This window comes from Achromobacter anxifer (assembly GCF_903652925.1).
Classification (GTDB): Bacteria; Pseudomonadota; Gammaproteobacteria; order Burkholderiales; family Burkholderiaceae_B; genus Achromobacter; species Achromobacter anxifer.
Map to the genome: position 1 here is coordinate 369266 of NZ_CAHLAR010000005.1, position 19073 is coordinate 388338.

19 protein-coding genes are annotated in these 19073 nt (G+C 61.0%); 18 read left to right on the plus strand and 1 reads right to left on the minus strand.

Going from position 1 to position 19073, the window contains the following annotated elements; all coding sequences use genetic code 11:
* Nucleotides 1–63 precede the first annotated feature (63 nt).
* From HWY37_RS18650 to HWY37_RS18735, 18 genes are all read left to right on the plus strand, one after another.
* Nucleotides 64–795, plus strand: a complete 732-nt coding sequence (locus tag HWY37_RS18650) for an Ig domain-containing protein (protein WP_176089528.1) — start codon at nt 64–66, stop codon at nt 793–795.
* A 104-nt stretch (nt 796–899) separates the two neighbouring features.
* Nucleotides 900–1346, plus strand: coding sequence for a hypothetical protein (locus tag HWY37_RS18655; RefSeq protein WP_176089529.1), 447 nt, complete (start codon nt 900–902; stop codon nt 1344–1346).
* A 6-nt stretch (nt 1347–1352) separates the two neighbouring features.
* On the plus strand, nt 1353–1967 hold the full coding sequence (locus tag HWY37_RS18660; protein ID WP_176089530.1) for a hypothetical protein: 615 nt from the start codon (nt 1353–1355) through the stop codon (nt 1965–1967).
* Complete coding sequence (locus HWY37_RS18665; protein ID WP_176089531.1) at nt 1948–2226, plus strand: hypothetical protein; 279 nt, start codon at nt 1948–1950, stop codon at nt 2224–2226. The genes HWY37_RS18660 and HWY37_RS18665 overlap by 20 nt, the downstream gene beginning before the upstream one ends.
* The gene (locus tag HWY37_RS18670) at nt 2226–2606 is read left to right on the plus strand and encodes a hypothetical protein (protein WP_176089532.1); all 381 of its coding nucleotides are present in this window, start codon (nt 2226–2228) and stop codon (nt 2604–2606) included. The genes HWY37_RS18665 and HWY37_RS18670 overlap by 1 nt, the downstream gene beginning before the upstream one ends.
* 139 nt (nt 2607–2745) lie before the next feature.
* Entirely contained in the window at nt 2746–4002 is a 1257-nt protein-coding gene (locus HWY37_RS18675; RefSeq protein WP_176089533.1) for an HlyD family type I secretion periplasmic adaptor subunit, read from the plus strand.
* 7 nt (nt 4003–4009) lie between these two features.
* Nucleotides 4010–6103, plus strand: a complete 2094-nt coding sequence (locus HWY37_RS18680) for a peptidase domain-containing ABC transporter (RefSeq protein WP_176089534.1) — start codon at nt 4010–4012, stop codon at nt 6101–6103.
* A 225-nt stretch (nt 6104–6328) separates the two neighbouring features.
* Nucleotides 6329–6736 carry a hypothetical protein gene (locus HWY37_RS18685; protein WP_176089535.1) on the plus strand — a complete coding sequence of 136 codons (408 nt, stop codon included), beginning with the start codon at nt 6329–6331 and terminating at the stop codon, nt 6734–6736.
* Nucleotides 6737–6741: 5 nt separating this feature from the next.
* Nucleotides 6742–7536, plus strand: coding sequence for a DUF2145 domain-containing protein (locus HWY37_RS18690; protein WP_176089536.1), 795 nt, complete (start codon nt 6742–6744; stop codon nt 7534–7536).
* Between the two features lie 168 nt (nt 7537–7704).
* A complete protein-coding gene (locus HWY37_RS18695) occupies nt 7705–8463 on the plus strand; it encodes a hypothetical protein (RefSeq protein ID WP_176089537.1) in 759 nt (252 codons plus the stop codon).
* A 6-nt stretch (nt 8464–8469) separates the two neighbouring features.
* Nucleotides 8470–13563: a calcium-binding protein gene (locus HWY37_RS34785; RefSeq protein ID WP_281372239.1), complete on the plus strand. Its 5094-nt coding sequence runs from the start codon at nt 8470–8472 to the stop codon at nt 13561–13563.
* A 216-nt stretch (nt 13564–13779) separates the two neighbouring features.
* A complete protein-coding gene (locus HWY37_RS18705; protein WP_176089539.1) occupies nt 13780–14133 on the plus strand; it encodes a hypothetical protein in 354 nt (117 codons plus the stop codon).
* A 152-nt stretch (nt 14134–14285) separates the two neighbouring features.
* Nucleotides 14286–14486 (plus strand): hypothetical protein, encoded by a 201-nt coding sequence (locus HWY37_RS18710; protein WP_176089540.1) that lies wholly within the window; start codon nt 14286–14288, stop codon nt 14484–14486.
* Nucleotides 14487–14552: 66 nt separating this feature from the next.
* Nucleotides 14553–14909, plus strand: coding sequence for a hypothetical protein (locus HWY37_RS18715; protein ID WP_176089541.1), 357 nt, complete (start codon nt 14553–14555; stop codon nt 14907–14909).
* 478 nt (nt 14910–15387) lie between these two features.
* Nucleotides 15388–15708 (plus strand): hypothetical protein, encoded by a 321-nt coding sequence (locus tag HWY37_RS18720; RefSeq protein WP_176089542.1) that lies wholly within the window; start codon nt 15388–15390, stop codon nt 15706–15708.
* A 7-nt stretch (nt 15709–15715) separates the two neighbouring features.
* Nucleotides 15716–15919, plus strand: coding sequence for a hypothetical protein (locus tag HWY37_RS18725; protein ID WP_176089543.1), 204 nt, complete (start codon nt 15716–15718; stop codon nt 15917–15919).
* Between the two features lie 166 nt (nt 15920–16085).
* Complete coding sequence (locus HWY37_RS18730) at nt 16086–16655, plus strand: hypothetical protein (RefSeq protein WP_176089544.1); 570 nt, start codon at nt 16086–16088, stop codon at nt 16653–16655.
* Nucleotides 16648–16953, plus strand: coding sequence for a hypothetical protein (locus HWY37_RS18735; RefSeq protein ID WP_176089545.1), 306 nt, complete (start codon nt 16648–16650; stop codon nt 16951–16953). The genes HWY37_RS18730 and HWY37_RS18735 overlap by 8 nt, the downstream gene beginning before the upstream one ends.
* Nucleotides 16954–17269: 316 nt before the next feature.
* Here the strand turns inward: HWY37_RS18735 and HWY37_RS18740 are convergent, their stop codons facing one another.
* On the minus strand, nt 17270–18997 hold the full coding sequence (locus HWY37_RS18740; protein WP_176089546.1) for an RNA-guided endonuclease InsQ/TnpB family protein: 1728 nt from the start codon (nt 18995–18997) through the stop codon (nt 17270–17272).
* Nucleotides 18998–19073: the final 76 nt, after the last annotated feature.

Sequence of the window (19073 nt, forward strand, 5' to 3'; positions counted from 1 at the left end):
GCGCTGAAGTAGATACGCTGGCGAATTCAGCTATACGTGGAATTGTCTCTTCGGCTTATCATCATGCGTGCTTTCTCCAAATTTCATCGGACCTCTTCGGTAGTGGCCCTGGTCGCATTGATGGGCCTCAATACCGTGGCGTCTGCTGCCAATTTCTACACCGTAGTTCCGCTTCAAGGAAAGCGTTCATCGGGTGGTGGAAACCAGCAAGACAATATTCGAGTCGCTTTGACGTCTGCCGTGTTGCCGGAAGGCCAAGTGGGTGTTCCTTACTTCTATGACCTGGTGGATCACGTGCAGGTCACGGGCGATCCGGCTTTCCAAGCACAGTCGCTTCAGTTCACGGCCCGCGGGGCACTCCCAAAAGGGCTGGCGCTGATGTCGGATGGTCAACTCGTGGGGGTGGTGGAGCCTCAAGGGACGCCTGCAACCAAGATCCCCGTGTCGGTTGCCTACAAAGGGCACACCGCTCAAGCGGATTTCGATATCAAGATCATGTCGATCTCGATGTCGCTGACAGGTGCTTCGCTGCCCAATGCGGAGTTAGGTGAGCCATATTACGTGGATCTGCGGGAGTATCTCACCGTCAGCGGCGGTGCACCGTACGCACCAATCCTTTTCCGGGTTGTCGACGGCATGTTGCCCGGAGGTCTCGAACTCGACGCTGCTACCGGTGTCATCTCGGGTACACCTACCTTGATTTACTTAGCGGGCCCCATTGGAATTTCGGCTACGCACGAAGACGGATATAGCTCGCCGGCGCAAGCCTATTTCGTGCTGGGTGACTCCTGGTAATCAAGCCCGCTTCCGACCTTTTGGGTGTGTTGTCAAAAAGACATTAAAAAAGTATACTTTGCGCCGCAATTGACCTCATCGCGAATCGCAGAAAGTTCCGCAGCATGCTCACTTCTCCCCGTTCCTTGGTGGCCCTGGCTCTCGTTTTCGCGGGCCTGCAATCGGCGGTTGCCCAGTCCCAGACGGTGCTGAGTCGTGACGCCGGTGTCATCGCAGCAGCAGACTGTTCCGAGAGCAAGTCCAGCTCTACGGCGGGCCAGATCGCCGGCGGGGTGGGTGGCGGCGCCGTTGGCGGTGTTCTCGGTGGGGTGGTGGGGAGCATGTTCGGCAAGACCGGCGCGCGCATCGGTGCGGCGCTGGGCGCCACGGGTGGCGCGGTGGCGGGAGGCAATCTGGCCACGACCACCCGCTACCACTGCACGCTGGAGGTGACGTCGGGCGACAAGACGATCCTCGTGGACACGGACCTGGATAAGAAGCCCAACGTCGGTGACAAGGTGCGCGTTCTGACGATGGAAGACGGGTCCAAGCGCGTGATGTTTGCTCGGTGATACGTCATGGTCAAAACCCATTTCCATTCCGAGGCACATCGAGACCTGACAGGCCTGTCGCCGTCAGAGCTCCAGGCCGCCATGCTTCAGGCAAAAGCGGCACTTGACACCCTGTCGCGTGAAGGTGACCAGACTTCGCAAGTGATCGCGCTGTACGCCGAGGTAGCTAGAATCAGCGACGTCATCATGGCCAACCTGGCGCGTAGGATCGATGAGCTGACGGCCCGCCTTGAAATCGACCCGTCCCATCCCATCGACGGCATCGAGAGCCGTGATGCAACCATTCGCGAGCTGGATCGAATGCTGGCCCAGCGCAGGCGCGCTCCGGTTGCTGACGAGCTGATCCACAGTGCCGGCGAAGAACTCAAGAGCGATCCGGCCTTCCTGGCAGGCTTCTTTGAAGGTGCCCGGTGGGCAGAAAAGCAGCACGGCATCGTCGGGAAGGAGGGCGCCAGCCAAGCAGTCGCGTTCGATCAGGAGCGCATGACTGCCGCTCTGGCGAGCCCGGCGTTCGAGCTGCCATCCGGCTTGACTCCCGCGGGGATTGTGCAACACATCAAACAGGCTGCGGATACGTCGCAAACAGGCTATGGAGACTCTGATGTACCAAACCCCTCCTGAGCTGGCCAGGGCGATGCGTGAGGCCTCGATGCATCGTTTCGACGTCGCTATGCAGCTTGCCAAGGTGCGGGAGCAGGCTTCCGCCCCGTTTCGGCGTGCCATGGCACAGGCTTCCGCCCAGCGCCTGGACTTGGCGCTGAAGCTGTCCGAGGTGCGGGCGCGTGCCGCAGAGCCGGCGCGCCGTGCCATGGCTGACCGCTCGCGCAAAAGCTTTGAGATTCACCGAGCCTTAGCCGGCCAATCAGAAAGGACATTTTGATGCCGTACGACCACAAGTTTGCAATGATACCGGCGGACATCTACCGGGGCGCGCAGCGCGCAATGCGCCGAGCGTTGCTCGACAGGTTCGCCGACGGAACACGCATGCTGAAGGCGGAGCCGGTCAGCGGGCACATCCAACTCCTGAGCACCAGCGTCGCGTCGATGACGCCGGCGGAGGCTCGTAGGGAGCTGGATCGCTGCACAAAGGTCTATGGCAGCTTTGAAGAGCTGCCGCGGGTATCCAAAATCAGGGTCTGGCGGCCGCTGCCGTGGCTCCATGAGCGACTGCGCCAGGAAGCGTTGGACTACTGGAAGAGCGTGGGCTACGAGATCGGCGTTCCGCGGCGCGAGCTGCCGGAGGGGGCCGGCAAGCTGTGACGCCCGGAGCCGGTTCTATTCCGAGTTCGACGTTTCCTATCTGCTCCAACAGCAGGTGCTTCGACTGACCACCAGCAACAACAGCCAGTAGCCAGCGCATTGTTCGTTGCGCTTGCGCTCCGCGCCAAGAAAGTCCCGCGTGTCTGATTCGTTCCTGCGTGCCCACCGGAGCCTCCTGTGGGCGCTTTCCTCTCTGTTCGTCGCATTTATTGTCTGGATCTGCCTTGCCAAGCTGGACATCGTGATGGTGTCCGAGGGCAAACTCATCCCTGAGGGCTTTGTCCAGGTGCTCCAGGCCCCAGCAGACAGCCGGGTTGTCCGTATCTTGGTCCAGGACGGCGATCGCGTAGTCGCAGGCGATCCTGTGGTCGAACTCGATACCGTAGACACTGCTGAGGACAGCGCAGCGGCGCGGGCTGAGGTTGTGTCGCTGCGCAACCGGCTTGCGCGCGCTGACGCCGAGCTGGCGGGCCGACCTCCGCAGGTCAGCGATCCGCAGGTCCTGGCCGAGTACACCCAGCGGACGGCGCTCCATGCTGCTCAGGTCGCTGAAGTGCAGCGCCAGCGCGACCAGGCGGTTGCCGAACTTCAGACGGCAACTTCCCGGCGCGCCAAGTACGCCAGCCTCCTGCCAGTGGCTCAGCGCCAGGCAGACATGCTCGAAAAGCTCAAGGCCGAGGGCTTCGTTTCTGAGTCTGCGCTCAACGAGAAACTGATCCCGGCGATAGAGACGGGCCGTGAGCTCGAGGTGCAGGTAAGAGCGGAGCTGTCCGCCCAGGCCCAGGTCCGAGCGGTGGAAGCTTCCTTGGCCCGGGTCCATGCCGACTATCGGCGCCAACTCGCCGTAGAGAAGACAGAGACCGAGCTGCGCCTGCGCCAGGCCGAAGCCGTGTTGGCCAAGCTCGTGCATCGTGCGGGCTTGCAGATGATCAAGGCCCCCGTGGCAGGTCAGGTGACCGGTATCAAGGTGCAAACCCTTGGGCAGGTGACGCCCGCCGGTGCGTCGCTGCTGTCGGTCGTGCCGGAAGGGCAGCGCTTGCGCTTCGAAGGCTGGCTGCGTAACGAGGATTCCGCCTTCGTTGCGCCGGGAATGTCTGCCAAGGTGAAGCTGTCCGCCTACCCGTTCCAGAAATACGGCTGGCTCGAGGGCACAGTGTCATGGATCGGCGTCGATTCCGAGACGCCGGAGTCCATGCGAAACGCCCAGGGTGAGCCGCTGTTCTACCGGGTGCGCGTGGATCTGGACGCGCAGGCGCTGACCTTTGAGGGCGCACCGCTGACGCTGCGCGCTGGAATGCAGGCCGCTGGCGACATCCAGATCGGCCGCCGCACCATCTTCGAATACCTGACCTCGCCCATGCGAAAAGTCACCCTGGAAGCCGCGCGCGAGCGGTGAACTGCCTATGAAGTTCCTGAAATCTCTTCTTTCCCGCGACGGCGCCGCGCCAGCGGCTCCGGTGGTCGACATCTCCCTTGCCCACGCCCAATGGATCTGCGCCGCGCTGGCGCAGATCTGCCGGCTGCCCCTGCGCGAACCGACCTCCCCTGGGGGCACCACAGATTCCATCCCGGCCGCCGATCTGCTCGAGCAGCTGGCGGACCAAGGGCTCACCGCGGCCGCGCGCGAGGCGAAACTCCTGGGTGACTCGGCATTTACCCCTTCCGACGCGATTTCCGTATCCCTGGGGCCAAGACCCGCGATCGTCCTTGGCCGCAAGGAAGGGCAGCTGCTGGTACTCGAGCCCGGCGCGCCGGCGCCTCAGATGCACCCCGTCGAGGCGTTCCTCGCCTGCCGTCCTGGGCAGCCATGCGTGGGCCTTACGCGGGAGGATCCCCGATTCCGCGATACGACGGAGGGATTCGGCTGGGTGTGGTTCCTGCGGGCCTTTTTCTCCCGTAAGACGGTGATCCGGGATGTCCTCATCGCATCCCTGGTGATCCAGCTCATCGCCCTGGGCTATCCGCTGGCCACGCAAGCTATCGTCGACAAGGTGATCACCAACCAGGCGCAGAGCACGCTGATCGCTCTGGGCATTGGGATCGGCCTGTTTGCGATCTTCAACGCGCTGATGTCCTGGGTCCGGCAGAAGCTCCTGCTGCGCTTGGCCAACGTCGTCGACGCCGAGCTATCCACCCGGGTGATGCGCCATCTTTTCCGGCTGCCACTGCGCTATTTCGAGTCGCGCGCTACCGGACTGTTGATCACCAGGGTGAAGACGGTGGAACGGGTACGCGAGTTCGCGTCGGGTGCGTTCCTGCTGATTGCCTTGGAGCTACCGTTCATGCTGATCTTCCTGGGGCTGATGCTCTCGTACAGCGGTGTGCTTTCGGGCATCGTTCTCGGGTTTGTCGCAGTGATGGTGATCCTGAGCCTGGCCTGCGGTCCAGTGCTGCGCGCCAAGGCAAATAAGCAGTTCGAGGCCGGCGCAAAGGTGCAGAGCTATCTGACCGAACGCGTGGCGGCCCATGAAACTGTCAAGAGCCTCCAACTGGAAGGGGAGTCCGTGGCCAGGTTTGCCGAACTCAATCGCAAGGAGCTGGACGCCTCCCTGGATATGGCGGAATTCGGGAGCGGCTACGGCACGTTCATGCAGCTAGCCGAGCAGCTCATGAACGCCGCGGTGCTCTGTGCTGGCGCCTACCTGGCCATGACCTCGACCAGCCTCACTATCGGCATGTTGGTGGCCTTCCAGATGTTCGCTCAGCGTGTCTCCCAGCCGCTGATTCGGCTGTCGGGCACCTGGCAGCAGCTTCAGCAGATCCGAACGGGTGTGGCTCAGCTTGGGGAGGTGATGAACACCGCCACGGAGCGCTATGGCAGCGCGCCCACATCCGCCGGCAAGGTCAACGGGGCGCTGGAGGTCACCGGATTGGGATTTCGCCATGCGCCGGATCGCCCACCGCTTTATGCTGACCTCGCTTTCCAGCTGAAGCCCGGACAGGTTGTTTTGGTAACGGGCCCGTCTGGGAGCGGCAAGAGCACCTTGGCCAAGGTGATGCTGGGGCTGTACACCGGCTACGAGGGCTTTGTGCGCCTCGACGGCCGTGACATTCGGACGATGCCTGTCAATGAGCTGCGGTCACACTTCGGTGTCGTGCCGCAGGAGACAGTGCTTTTCGCAGGCACGATCCTGGAGAACGTGATGGGTGGCGCCGTGGCGACGCTCGAGCAGGCAGTACAGGCCTGCAAGATGGCCGGCGTGCACCAGGTCATCGAGAACCTGCCCGAGGGTTACCAGACAGTGGTGGGCGAGCGCGGGTCCGGGCTGTCCGGCGGCCAGCGCCAGCGCATCGGTATCGCCCGCGCGCTGCTCAAGCGGCCTGCGGTGTTGATCTTTGACGAGGCAACCAGCGGGCTGGACGAGGCGTCCGCCGAGCACATCGGGCAAACCGTCAACTACCTGCGTGGAAAAGTGACAGTGCTGTTCGTCGCGCACAAGGTGCCTGCAAGCTTGACGGTGGACCAGCACGTCCGTCTCGGGGACAAGGCTGCCTGACGATACCTGTAGTCTCAAGAAGTTCTACAGACTGTAGCATCTCAGGTGTCTCGGTATCGTTTTTCGATACCAGTCGTATTTCCGACAAATACAGTTCAGTTATATTGTCGCCACCGCGGGGGACTCTCTATACGAAGCATCATCACTTTGGAGTCCTCCATGCGTTCTCTTTCCCTGGCACTCGCCGCTACCCTCATCGCCGCCACCGCACACGCTCAGACGGCGATGAATAACCCCTCGGCCGCCAGCGCGATGTCCGTGACGGCGTCGGCTGTCATGGTCGTGGCATCTCCTGTGCTTCTGGTGGCCGGCTCATCCACCGTGATCGCCAGCTTCTCCGAGCTGAGCAAGCACGTCGAAGCTCATCCCGAGTGGACCGTGCTGGGCCTGCTGCCACCGCCTGCCGCCGGCGACGCCAACACCGTGCAGGCACGCATCCAGAGCAAGGACAAGGCGGTCACCATGGTGGTATCTGTGCCGGCGCACGCGATCAACCAGGTTGGACTGGCCGCGGGCGACACGATCCGCGCAGACAGTGGCGCCCGGGCGGTGACCTTCAAGAAGGGCGGAACCGTGCTGGCCGTCGTGCCTGACACGGCAGTGGCTGCACGCAAGACCACCCGGAAAGACTGAGTCCCATGCGCGGTACCCTGGCCAGCCTGACGCTGGCTATCACCCTCAGCGCGCCGGCATTCGCCGCGAGCACGGTCTGTGCTCCTGCGGATCCAACCCCACAGTCCATCCTCGCCACCACCACGGCCGCCGCCGGCGCGCTGGAGGTCCTGGCCGGAATCCCGGAGCCCGTGGCGCTGATCGCCCGGGTAGGGCAGGACCTGACCTCGTATGGCGTGAACTTCTCGCACATGGCATTCGCCGTGCGGCGCCAGGATGGCTGGTACGTGGTGCACAAGCTCAACGAGTGCAACACATCGAAGGCCGGCATCTACGAGCAGACCCTGTTCGAGTTCTTCGAGGACTCAGACGTGACCAAGCCCGGCGCGATCTGGCGCCTGGACGCGAAGGTGGCGAAGGCCCTCGAGGCGGCGCTCGCGGGGGAGCACCTGCTTGACTACCACGAGCCCAGTTACAGCATGGTGCAGTACCCCTTCAGCACGAAGCATCAAAACTCCAACGGCTGGGTGCTCGAGATGCTGGCCAGCGTGCTGGGTGCGTCAGGCGCGGAGCCCAAACGCGCGACGGCGCAAGCCTGGCTTCAGGCAGCTGGCTATCTGCCTCAGACGGTGGAGGTTGGCTTCTTCAAGCGCCTGGGGGCACGGATGACCCAGGAGAGCATCTTCTTCGATGATCACCCTGGGGAACGACGCTGGGCAGGCCAAATCGACACGATCACGGTCGACTCGGTGATGCAATTTCTCCGCGCTCAACCTCTTGGTTGCCACTACCGTGAGTGCGCCGCCACTCTCAACAAATAAAGAGTAACAGGGCGTTGGGTATCGAGCGGTCCACGATTGTCACATGTACTCACAAAACCCGCTATACGAATTAACACCTCAGTCATGAGGGGCACACGCCCTGCCGCTGTATGCGTGCAGCCTGTCGTCAACAGGTCCGTCATCGACGACTTGCTTTCTATGTTGTACATGAAGTTCAAATTCGTAGCCCTTGCCGCACTCACCGTTGTTGGAGCGGGATGGGTATTCCTTGGCATTTCCAAGAGCATGGTCCGAATGCCCCCGCAACTGGTGGCGACGACGATAGTGCAGGCTCCAACGTTGACAGCCGAGCTAGGCGGAGCCACTGCTACGATACCGAGGGAATACCTGCGTTACCTGACGCTCGATAAGAACGCTAGCGCGGGTCGGCGGGTAATTTTGTCCTTCGGTTATGACTTTCGGCTCGAAGATGGGGCCGTGATGAACCTAGACTTGTACGACGATTGGATTGCATCGCAGAAAGGACGTGGCGATTCGACGTGGCTTGCAGTTAGTTTGGATGGATATTTCGAATGCCTTCCGTGCAGAGATGACATCATTAACAAATTTCTACAGCTCCGCGTGAATGCTCAAAAGACTGTGTCCATGAAGTTTTCATATAAGGAAATGCCAGGACTTGTACATGGTCTTCGTCAATATAAAGCAATATCAGTCGACGGAGAATCAATCGCCGGGCTGCCACACGTTAGCGAAATCTACTATGGAACTGATAAGAATGGAAAGGTTGATAAATTGATTGATTGCATGACGGTGGCATACCCTACTGCCGCCTGTACGCTCAAATTCTCACTTCTGCCTGACAAAAATCTTCTGGTATCAGTTTCATTCAAAAAAAAGAAACTGTCGGAGTGGCAGTCATTTGAATCGGCTGTTAAGAATCAAATCTATGGTTTCTACGGGGAGTGATTGACCGTGCAACATGTAAATTCAAATGATATCAACTTCCTGCGGTTGAAGCTTGATAGTGGGGATGTTCTTGGTTTTTATGAGAGCCTGCTCTCTAGGGGCTATGACTATGCTGGGTGGGCGATAGGTGTTTTTTCTGAGAATACTCTGGCAGGTCAGGCCGCGCTAGCGTTCATGGAGTCGACTGCCGGCGCCAAGTTGTCGGCGGCCCTGGTTTCCAGTATCAAGAAATCCATGGCAAGTGGCTACCTTGATTCATTGGAGGAGATTGCAGCCACCAATGGCGGAATCGTGGTGCGGGACGTAGATGCTAGAGAGCTTAGGAACTTCCATCGGATAGCATTTCAACTGAATGGTCTTGATTTAGAAAACTGGACGCTGACAATTCCATTTGAACTGATACAAGAGCGATATGGGATCGACCGGCTGAACGAAGAGTGGGAAAAGCTCCGAGTTACCAAGGGAGAGGATATAGCAGCCACTCCCGCCAACATCAACATCCAGTTGATGATGCATGCGATCGCCGCAGACACTTCAAACCCACCTCAGAGGGCACGTGCCGCCCAGTGGCTGCAACATGCTCCGAAGATCCCGCTCATGCCTGATGGCGGGGACTACCCACTGTACTTGGATCCGCTCGGAATGGAGCACATCATCAAGTACGGTTCGCTCTTCATGCGGTACGGCGATACCCTACTCAAAGATTTCGCTAAGAAGCTCTTTGATTCTGGGCGGATCCTGAATGAGGTCATTTCTCGCGAAGTCATGGACTTATTCCTCTCCGAGAATGAGCAACTGCTGCCTCTCTTTGACAAGAAGGCTGAGCAACTCAAAATAAGCGAGGACGATGTCGGTATCATTCTTCCTTCGGATTGGGATGTCTTCATTGCAACGGCTTCCGCCACTGCTGGCGGCTTAAGTGACCGCGACATCGTGGACACGCTCTTCAGCAATGGCAAGCTGTTTGCCATGGACTACTTCCGCCGGCTCGGGCTGACGCCATCCGAGCAGGCGCCGCTGCTTGACGCCAACAACATCCAGCAGCTGCTGCATGACGTGTTCCGTCTGGGCGGCAGCGTGCAAAACGACCCGCTGGCTCTGGACCTCAACGGCGACGGTGTCGTCACGACGGGCCTGTCCGGCGGTACCCAGTTCGACCTTGATGCCAACGGCTTCCGAGAGGCCACTGGCTGGGTAGCGCCCTCGGACGGCCTGCTGGTGCGCGACCTGAACGGCAACGGCATCATCGATGACGGGCGAGAGCTCTTCGGCGATCGCACGCAACTGCCCGACGGCAGCACCGCCGCAAACGGCTTCCAAGCACTCGCAGCCCTGGACAGCAACATGGATGGCAAGGTGGACAGCCAAGACGCCTCCTGGAGTGATCTGCGTGTCTGGCAGGACCGCAATGGGGATGGCGTCTCTGCGGCTGACGAATTGCTGACCATGGAGCAGGCCGGCGTCAGTTCGATCTCGACGGTCCACACTCAGCACACTCCTCCGGTAGCCCTTGGCAACCAGAATGCGATCCTGCAAAGCGGCACGTTCACGCGGGCAGATGGCTCCACGGGCGCTGCGGCGTCACTGCTGTTCACCCGGAACACAGCCGCCTCTGTCGAGACTGAGATCATGCCAGTGAGTGCCGCCATCGAGGCGCTGCCCAACCTCGCCGGCATGGGGACCTCGCGCAGCCTGCACCAGGCCATGGCGCGCGACCCGCAGCTTCAGAGCCTGGTCGAGGCCTTCACCAACGCCTCCTGGGACACCGCCGATGCTGCCTTCACCGCTTTGTTGTACCGATGGACAGGGGCGGACACCGTGGCGCCCAACTCGCGCGGCCAGTACATTGACGGTCAGCAGCTCGCGGTGCTGGAATCGTTCTATGGGCAGAAGTTTGTCGGTTCCGATACGCCTGGCAATCCGAACTACTTCACCGGGCCTGCGGTGCGCTTTGCTTTCGACGCCGTGCGCGAGCGCATGGTGTCCGAGGCGCTGCTCCAGTCCCACCTGGCACCGCACTTTGGCAAGGCACAGCTGACCCTGACCGCTGGCGGCGAACTCGGCTTCGATCTGACTGCTGTGGCCACCGCGCTGAAGGCCGAGCTGGCGCTGGACGCTGAAAAGGGCACCTGGCTCGTGATGCAGATGGCTCGAGCTCTGCATGGCCTCGGCCAAGGCGCAACTTCTGTCTACGCCTCCTTCGTCGACGCCATGGGCGGTATCTCGGCTGAGGACGGTGGCTTCGGAAGTGTGGCGTTCTACGGGCAGGGCCGGCTGCCTCTGATGGGTAATTTCCAGGACAACACGATCCAGATGACCAATGAAGGCGACATTGCCTTCGGCGGCGCCGGTAACGACACCATCAAGGGTGGCAGCGGCGCCGACTACATGAGCGGTGGGGCGGGTAATGACACGCTCAACGGCGGATTCGGGAATGACGTGCTCGACGGTGGAGACGGCGACGATACTCTGCGCGGCGGCCGTGGCCAGGACATCCTTCGAGGTGGTGCCGGCAAAGATACCCTTGGTTCTACGCTCGATGACTATTCAGAAGCGAAATACTTCGAAGGCGGTACCGGCAACGACAGGATTTTCGGCACGCGCAGCGGCGACCTCTACATCTTCAACCTGGGCGATGGCCAGGACGAGATCAACGAAACCGATGATTCTGTGTCCATTGATCGGCTGAAGCTGGGGGCCGGGCTTGATCCGGCTACCACCACGGTGGTCCGTGTCGGTAACGACCTGATCATGACTTTTGGGAACACCGGCGACAAGATCACCTTCAAGAGCTGGTTCGCCTGGAAGGAGAAGCCCGCCTTCCGTATGGAGCGCTTAGAGTTTGCTGACGGCACGGTATGGACCGAGCAGCAGGTCACTGCCATGGGCCTGGAGGTGATCAGTACGGACGGCCCCGACGAGATCCGAGGGCTGGATAGTCTCGACGATGTGATTTACGGGCGAGGCGGAAACGACAGGCTCTACGGCGGTTCCGGCAATGATCGGCTCTTCGGGGAAGACGGCGATGACCGCCTTGAAGGCCACGATGGCGATGACTACCTCAGTGGCGGTGCGGGCAATGACACGTTGATCGGCGGTTCAGGTGACGATGTTCTCGAAGGAGGTGATGGTAACGACTATCTGGATGGAGGCAGCAATGTCAACGTGCTTCGTGGTGGCGCTGGCGACGACATTCTGGGATCTCCCTCGAGTATCACCACGGCGCAAAACACCTACGTAGGGGGAACGGGAAACGACATCATGACAGGTAATGCCCGCGGAGACCTCTACTTGTTCAACCTCGGAGACGGTCAAGACATCATCCGGGAATACAGTGATACAACGAATATTGACATCCTGCGCTTTGGCGAAGGAGTCTCACCCGCCGATTTCACGATCACCCGCAACGGCAAGCACCTGGTGTTGACCCACTCTAACGGGATCGACAAGATCACCATCGAGGGCTGGTATTACTCGCACATGAACACGGCCCAGCGCATTGAGCGCGTTGAATTCGCGGACGGCACGGTCTGGACCGAGGCTGAGCTGACTGCTCAGGGGCTGACGGTGCACGCACCGGCAGCCGGCGGTACCATCCAGGGCCTCGACTTCTTCGACAACACCCTCTACGGTAGTGATGCCAACGATGTGCTCTACGGGGGCTCGCAGGCCGGGCATGACCGACTCTACGGTGGCAAGGGGAATGACACCCTCTATGGCGGCTACTACGGCGGCACGAACTATCTCGACGGCGGGGAGGGGAACGATACCCTCGTGGCGCAGTCTGGCAGCACGCTGGTGGGCGGGAAGGGCAACGACACGATCAGCGGCAGTAGTGGCAACGACGTCTATCTCTTTGCCCTGGGTGATGGCCAAGACACCATCACGGAGGGCGATGGCGCGAATGACATCGTGCGCTTCGGGGAGGGCATTCCGCCCCAGGACTGGGCCATCTCCAAGGTGGGCAGCGACCTTGTGCTGACTCACGCCAATGGCACGGACAAGTTGACCTTTAAGAGCTGGTACAGCATGGACAAGTACCAGGTGGAGCGGTTCGAATTCGCCGATGGCACTGTCTGGACAGGCAACGACCTGACTGCGTGGGGGGTCACGAAGTTAGGCACCGACGCCGGCGAGACCATCTTGGGCCTTCCCTTCACCACGGAGCTGCTGTTCGGTCGCGGAGGCAATGACACGCTCAAGGGCGATTCGGGCAATGATCTGCTCTATGGCGGCGACGGAAACGACACGATCGCCGGGGGCGCTTGGGTGGACCTTGCCGCAGGCGGCCGTGGAGATGATACCTATGCTGATGTCGAGCTGATTCTCTTCAACAAGGGTGACGGCGCAGACCGTATCACGGGTGCCGGCTCCGGCGAGAGCGTCATCTCCATCGGCCAGGCGCAGCTGGCCGAGGTCTCCATCGTACGCGCTGGCGGCGTGACGCGCCTCAAGGTCGGAGCCAGTGACAGCCTGGCTCTCTTGAACCAGACGAGCCTGGTTACAACGCTCCAGGTGATTACCATCGACGACGCCGGTCAGCCCTTGGTTCAACTGTACGACCTGAAGGCGATGATGGCGGCCCTGTACGCCCAGGGCACCGGCGAGATCACCAGTGTCGGGCTCGCAGCCTACCACCTGGCCAGCCATGGAGACAAGGCGTATGGCGGGAACTTGGCAATGGACTACGCAACAATGGGGACGCTCGACCACGTGGCTAATGGCAGCGGGGCGGGCGCAGCGTATGCGACCGTGGTGGGCAATCTCGTGAAGCTCATGCCATTGACCAGTGCGGGCGTGACGGTTTCCGAAGTGCTGGCCCAGGGAGAGTCTGTGGCGCCTAGTTTGGCTGAGCAGCTAGAGGCTATCTACGAAACGCTTATTGATCTCGGAGGGGTGCAAGATTTCCTCTATGGCGATGCGGTCGAGCTCGCGAATCAGGGGCAGGAACCGGCGGGCCAGGGAGCGGATCTAGTTAGTGTCTTGCAAAACGTAGCCGATGCCACCCAAGACAGTGGCCTGCTGGCGTCCGTATGGCTGGCGTCACTGTCCGGGGCAGGAGAGGCATTCTCCAGTCAGAGGCCCATGTTGGCCAGCTAAGCGATCGTATAGAAGGGGCCTGGTGCCCCTTCTTGATTCCCTGGCGGGGCGCCAGCTGTAATGCACCTATTACTCGGTGTATCACTGCGGCGAGCCGGGATCTTCCGCCAGAGCATGACCTGTATGGCAGGTTGACGGTGCCGCGTGCGTCCTAACTGTGGAGCTTGGCAGGACGCTCCAAAGGTTGAGTGAAGCACGGGGGGATTGCGCCCTTAAATGTTGGCGATTATAAAAAACACATACACTTCGCTGATGATATTTTGCAAACCTATCGCCTCGCCTGTGGCTCAGCGCGGCGCTATCTCGCCGGTGATACTGTCGGTGCTGTTGGCGGTAGCCTGCATTCTTGTGGCCGGCATAAGCCGCAACCTGCCGCAGGAGGGATTGAAGCAGTATCTGCAAGATCATGATTGCATCCCGGCGGATGTCTCGCGTGACCGCGTGGAAGTCTACCGCTGCAACGTGCCAAACTCCGGCACCTACCTGACGGCCTCCGAGCTGCGTAGCGCGGCAAAGACCGCCTGGGCGACTCGTGAGCACGAAAAGCTGGCGGGTAAGAAAATACCATAGTACGGCACGGCAAAAAAGCCGCTATACAAGAGACGGGCCAAGAGCGCTCGCTCTTGTGTGTTCCGCCGCATCGCGGCTTCCTTTGCTCGATCATCATGTACCTTAGCTACCTTGCCTGCGCCGCTATCGGAATGGCCCTTTACGGCATAATCATGCTCATCTTTATCCTGGAGCGTTACCGGTCCAATAGCGGTTCCACTTCGGCTACCTTCCAAGTCGTCTTCGCGGCGTCACGGCTCGGCCCGGAGAAGGCCTTTCTGTGGGTCGGTGTAGCGATGGTCGCGGTAGGGCTGGGAACTGCGCTGTTCGCGAGCCTCGGCCTGCTGATCTCTATGATGCGTACAGCCGGCTGAGGACAGTAACTGCGGGCGGGCTCCCGCGCTATACGGGGCATAGGAAACAACATTGAAAGGCCCCCTATGCGTAAGCCCAGCATCGCCAAACTGTCGGAAGTCTTCTCGAACCCCGAGGAGGCCCGCAAAATATTCGAGATGACGAGAATTCAACTCGAAGACACGCCTGCCGGTAAGCAGCTGGTGCGCGACTGCCATAATCACCCCGGCACTTTGCATCTCCGGATGACCGTGCTAAACGCCCTCGACTATTCTGGCCTCCACGGCTATGAAACGTTGCAAGGCAACCAGGGCACCTGCCACTACCTGAACGCGGGGGACACCTACGCTCCGACCGTGATCTTCTGGCAGGGCAACTACCGTGTGCAGACCTTGGGCGACTTCATCGAAGCCCAGGAACGGCGCGGTAATCGCTTCCACTGAAGCGAGCACCGTATACCTCTCGGCGCTGTCGAGTTTCGACAGCGCTTATTTGCGCGCACACGATGCGCAACGTGGCCTGGGGCCACATAGGACATAAAGAAAGATCTCGAGATGACAATTGTCTTTTGCGACTGCCGCGTCACCACGCACGCCGGCGGTGTACGCTGCCGCGCGGGCCGCCTACCACGAGAGCTACCACATCACCTCGGATGGGCCTGGCACGCGACGCACTGAACGCCGCCAACGCCTCCGCTACAAGGCGAACCTGGCCGCCTGCCAGGCCCTCGCCGCTGCCAACGCAGCGACCCACGCCGCGGTGACAGCCGCACAACCGCCCGACATGCGTCGAGGCATCTTCAGCTTCCTCCTGGGATAGCTCCACCCTACGCCACTGTTGCCGTGGCAAGCACACATCCGACCTCTAGCGGCGCTTCTCGCCTATACGGAGGTAGGAAAACCATTCATTCAAGGACCAAACATGAACATGAACCTCATTGCTCAGCGCATCATTTCCACCACTTCGCAACTCGTGCATACACACCAGCTGCGCCAGGATCGTGAAGTGAAATTCCACCAGATATTCAAGACCGACAGCGCCGTGATCCATCATGCTTCTGGCAAGGTGTACACGGTCATCAGCAAGCACGGCTTCAACGTGTTGGTCGAGGATTCGGCCGGCGCAGTGAAGATCGTCGACTTCTCGCAGCCCGAGGGTGGCCTGAAGCTCGATCTGATGGATGCCTGGGGCCTGGTTTGCAGCGCCTCGCGCGCTGTGCATCCGGAACTCGAAATCGCCTAAGGAGATCATGATGCTGGCCATACCCACACGGGAAGCACTGGTTGCGGGATTGACGCGCATCGCCGGCACCTGCCGCACGGGTGCTGATGTCCAGGTACAGGTGAACAAGGAATACCCTGGTGTCAGCGTCACGCTGTGCTACCTCGGTGAGTCGTTCATGGGCATGGCCATGAGCCATTATCACGACGGCGTCATATCCTTCAACGGCTAGGCCACAGCTTCGCCCTCTCCAGCCCGCTCGAACCTTTGGTTCTTGCGGGTTTTCTTCTTTGTCCTGGGCCTTCGTTAACCATGAGCGTCATATGGTAATTCGATGAAAGTTGGCATAAGACCAATTGCCGATATACTCGCTTTTGAACTTCCATCTGTAAGACTGCATGACCACAGAACACACCATCACGCTGGCGCGCCTGCACAAGGTCGCCGAGCGTGCACGCACGCGCATCGGTGAACTGCAAAGCGGTTTCGAGCGCAAGTCCTCGTCGACTGTCCTGCGTGCGCCTCTCAACAAGGAGCTGGATAACCTGAAGAGCGATGTTCGCCTGGGTGACCAATACCTTTATCAAGCTGACACCCTGTGCCGTGAGCTTGCGACCGTGCGTGGCGTCATCGCCCGGGAGAACGCTCGCCTGGGCCTGCATGAGCTTCTGGCGCGACAAGACCTGCTGACCAGGCAGCTGGGCTCGATCCGCAACGTCCTCCAGAATGCGGAGTTGGTTCGTTTGCCGATCAGCTCGGTTCTGCCTGGCGCCGACCTGGGCGAAGCTGGTCGCGCTGTGAGCCCTCTCGACTGGCAGGAGATCGAAGGCCTACGTGAGCAAGCGGAAGCTCTCCAGGCCGAGATCTATGCCCTCTCGGACCAGGTTGCCGAAGCCAACGCAACGCGCATCACGGTGGAGCTCAGCCCGATGTTTGCTAAGTTCCTGCCGGGGGCGAGCCATGGGTAATGGCGATAACGCCAAAAAGCATGCATCGGGTGAGGGCAAAGACCTTACCGGCGCATATGCGGCCATCATTCTGGTGGCCCTCGCATTTGGGATCTATTACTTGATCGCCAAAGAAGGTCAGCAACAAGAGATTTTTGACCGTGTACTCGACGCGTACGTCGTCGACTACCAGTGCGTTGTCGCGCAGATGGAAGGGCGGTCAGTGAAAACCTATCGCTGCGACCGGCCGACGCCCGGATCCTATATCGCCGCCGCGGATCTGTATGAGGCGATCAGAACGGGCATCAAGGCGAAATAGCACACACAATCCGCCTACTGTCTGGACGCCGCAGTAGGGCCTTTCACCGGCGCGCTAGCGTTCGGCAGGCGTCTGACGGGGCAACACAGTCGCTCGAAAGAGCATTATGGCAAGTCCGCATTCCGCTGCGGGACCAGGGCATATCTCCTGTCGGTTGTCACCCTGGCTCGATCAGCTGGCGGACGAAATCATGGTTGTGGATCGTCGGTTGTCGGTTGTATCGTTGCTCCGTCGAAGGGCCCGGTTCTCTGGTAGAGCTGGGCCCTTTGCAATTGGCTGCACAGCCGGGCGGCGAAGGCGGGCACGACTTTACTGGCTATTCGGAATAACGTGTGGAATGTGCATTCAAGAGAATTGCACGGTCCATACATAGTCCGTTGAGAAGACCGTCGATCGTCTTGCGGGCCAGGGCGGCGCAGAGCCGCTCCCGGGCGACACGACTCAGCCGGTTGGCGGAGTCTTTGTGGTGCAAGAGCGTTCGCAGGCCCGCTCGCGCGCAAGCAGCGGCGCGCAGTCGGCGCGACAGGGCAGAGGTATCGGCTTCGAGGGCGGCGCGTTGCCGCGCCATCCATTCCAGCAGGCTCTGCGCCCATCGCGTGCGGAGGCCACCCGGCGCCGACGATGCCTTCTCGCCCGAACGTCGGACGATATTCTTGGCGGCATTGACGTCGGCATGGGCCCGGTGGCCACACGCGGTACAGTGAAATGCATCACCACGGCGGTTACTTCGGTGCACGAAGCCGCAGCGGTGACACGTCTGGGAAGTGTAGGCTGGCTCGACGTGCTCGAGCGCGAAGCCCCATTCCTGCGATTTCTCCTCCAGGGTTTGGAGGAAGTAGCGCTGGCCGAAGCGGCGCAGCAGCCGGTTCATGCGGCGCGACAGTCCGCTGTCGGGCCCGACGAACCACAGATCCTCGACCACCACCTTCTTCGGGCGGCGCATCTGGAGCAGGCGGTTCAGATGCGTCTGGATGGTGGTTTTCAGCCAGCCGCGCAGGCGGGCCACGAATTGGCGATAGCGGCGGCACTGCGCCAGGCGCACTTGGCCGGCGCCCTGCAAGCCGCGCTGGAGCCGCAGCAGCTGGTCGTCGTACCGGCGCAGGGTGTTCAGGAATCCGTCACCGAAGACGTCTCCCTCGCTGGTGCTGAGCAAGTTGCGAAGACCCAGGTCAATGCCCAGCACCTCGGTGCACGCCTCCCAGGGCGCCGGCGCGACATACTGCGTGCTGCGCAGGTACCAGCCGTGGCCTTTGGCGACGGGCCGCTTAACCAGGCTGAAGGTGGTGGCGCGCTCGCCCCCTCGGCGCTGGGCGTGCACATTGGCCATGAGGGGCAGCTCAATCTTGCGGCCGCGCTCGAGCGTCGAGATGCGCAGCCAGGAGCCCGCCCAGGGCGCCGCGGTCTTGATCGCCGGCGCCAGCACGGCGCTGAGCTGGTTGACCTGGAGCGGCAGCTGCATCGGGTCGGGCAGCCGATGCTGAGCGATGTAGGCCCGAGCCAGCTTGCGCATCAGCCTCGATGCCTGTGGACTCAGCATGGTCAGGGCATCCTTCTTCGCGGGCAGGGCGGCCAGCAGTGCCGTCTGCTGGCGGAAAGGCAGCAACCAGGCCCGCATGCTGTTGATCCATAGCAGCTCGCGCCGCAGCGCCGGGTCGCCGGCCAGCACGGCGTCGCGCATGAGTGCGCGGGCGATGCGGTTCTTGAGGTTGGAGGCCCAGGACTGTGCCTGCCCTTCGATGGCGATCGCCATCAAGTCCTTCTGCGAGGTGACCAGCCGCGTGGCCGGGAACGTGCTCTTTGGCCCGGAGCGCGGGGGGCGCTTGGGCAGCAGGCCGCCGCGCAGGAACAGCTGCCAGTACCAGTTGAACGCCTGCGGCAAGGTGCGCACCCACTCGGAATGCAATGCCTCGAGCAGCGCCAACTTGCCGGAGTTCAACTCAGGCGCAAGCTTCGACAGAAAGGAACGCGGCAGGCCGCGGGGATCAGGGTTCAAGATGATTGAATGGTTGACGCATAGTATACCAAAATACGTCAGCTTCTCCACATGATTTTCCGGATACCCACTTTACTTTTGGCAAGCGCACTGGGATAATTGTTCTCATGGCTCCCTCGAGAGCGCC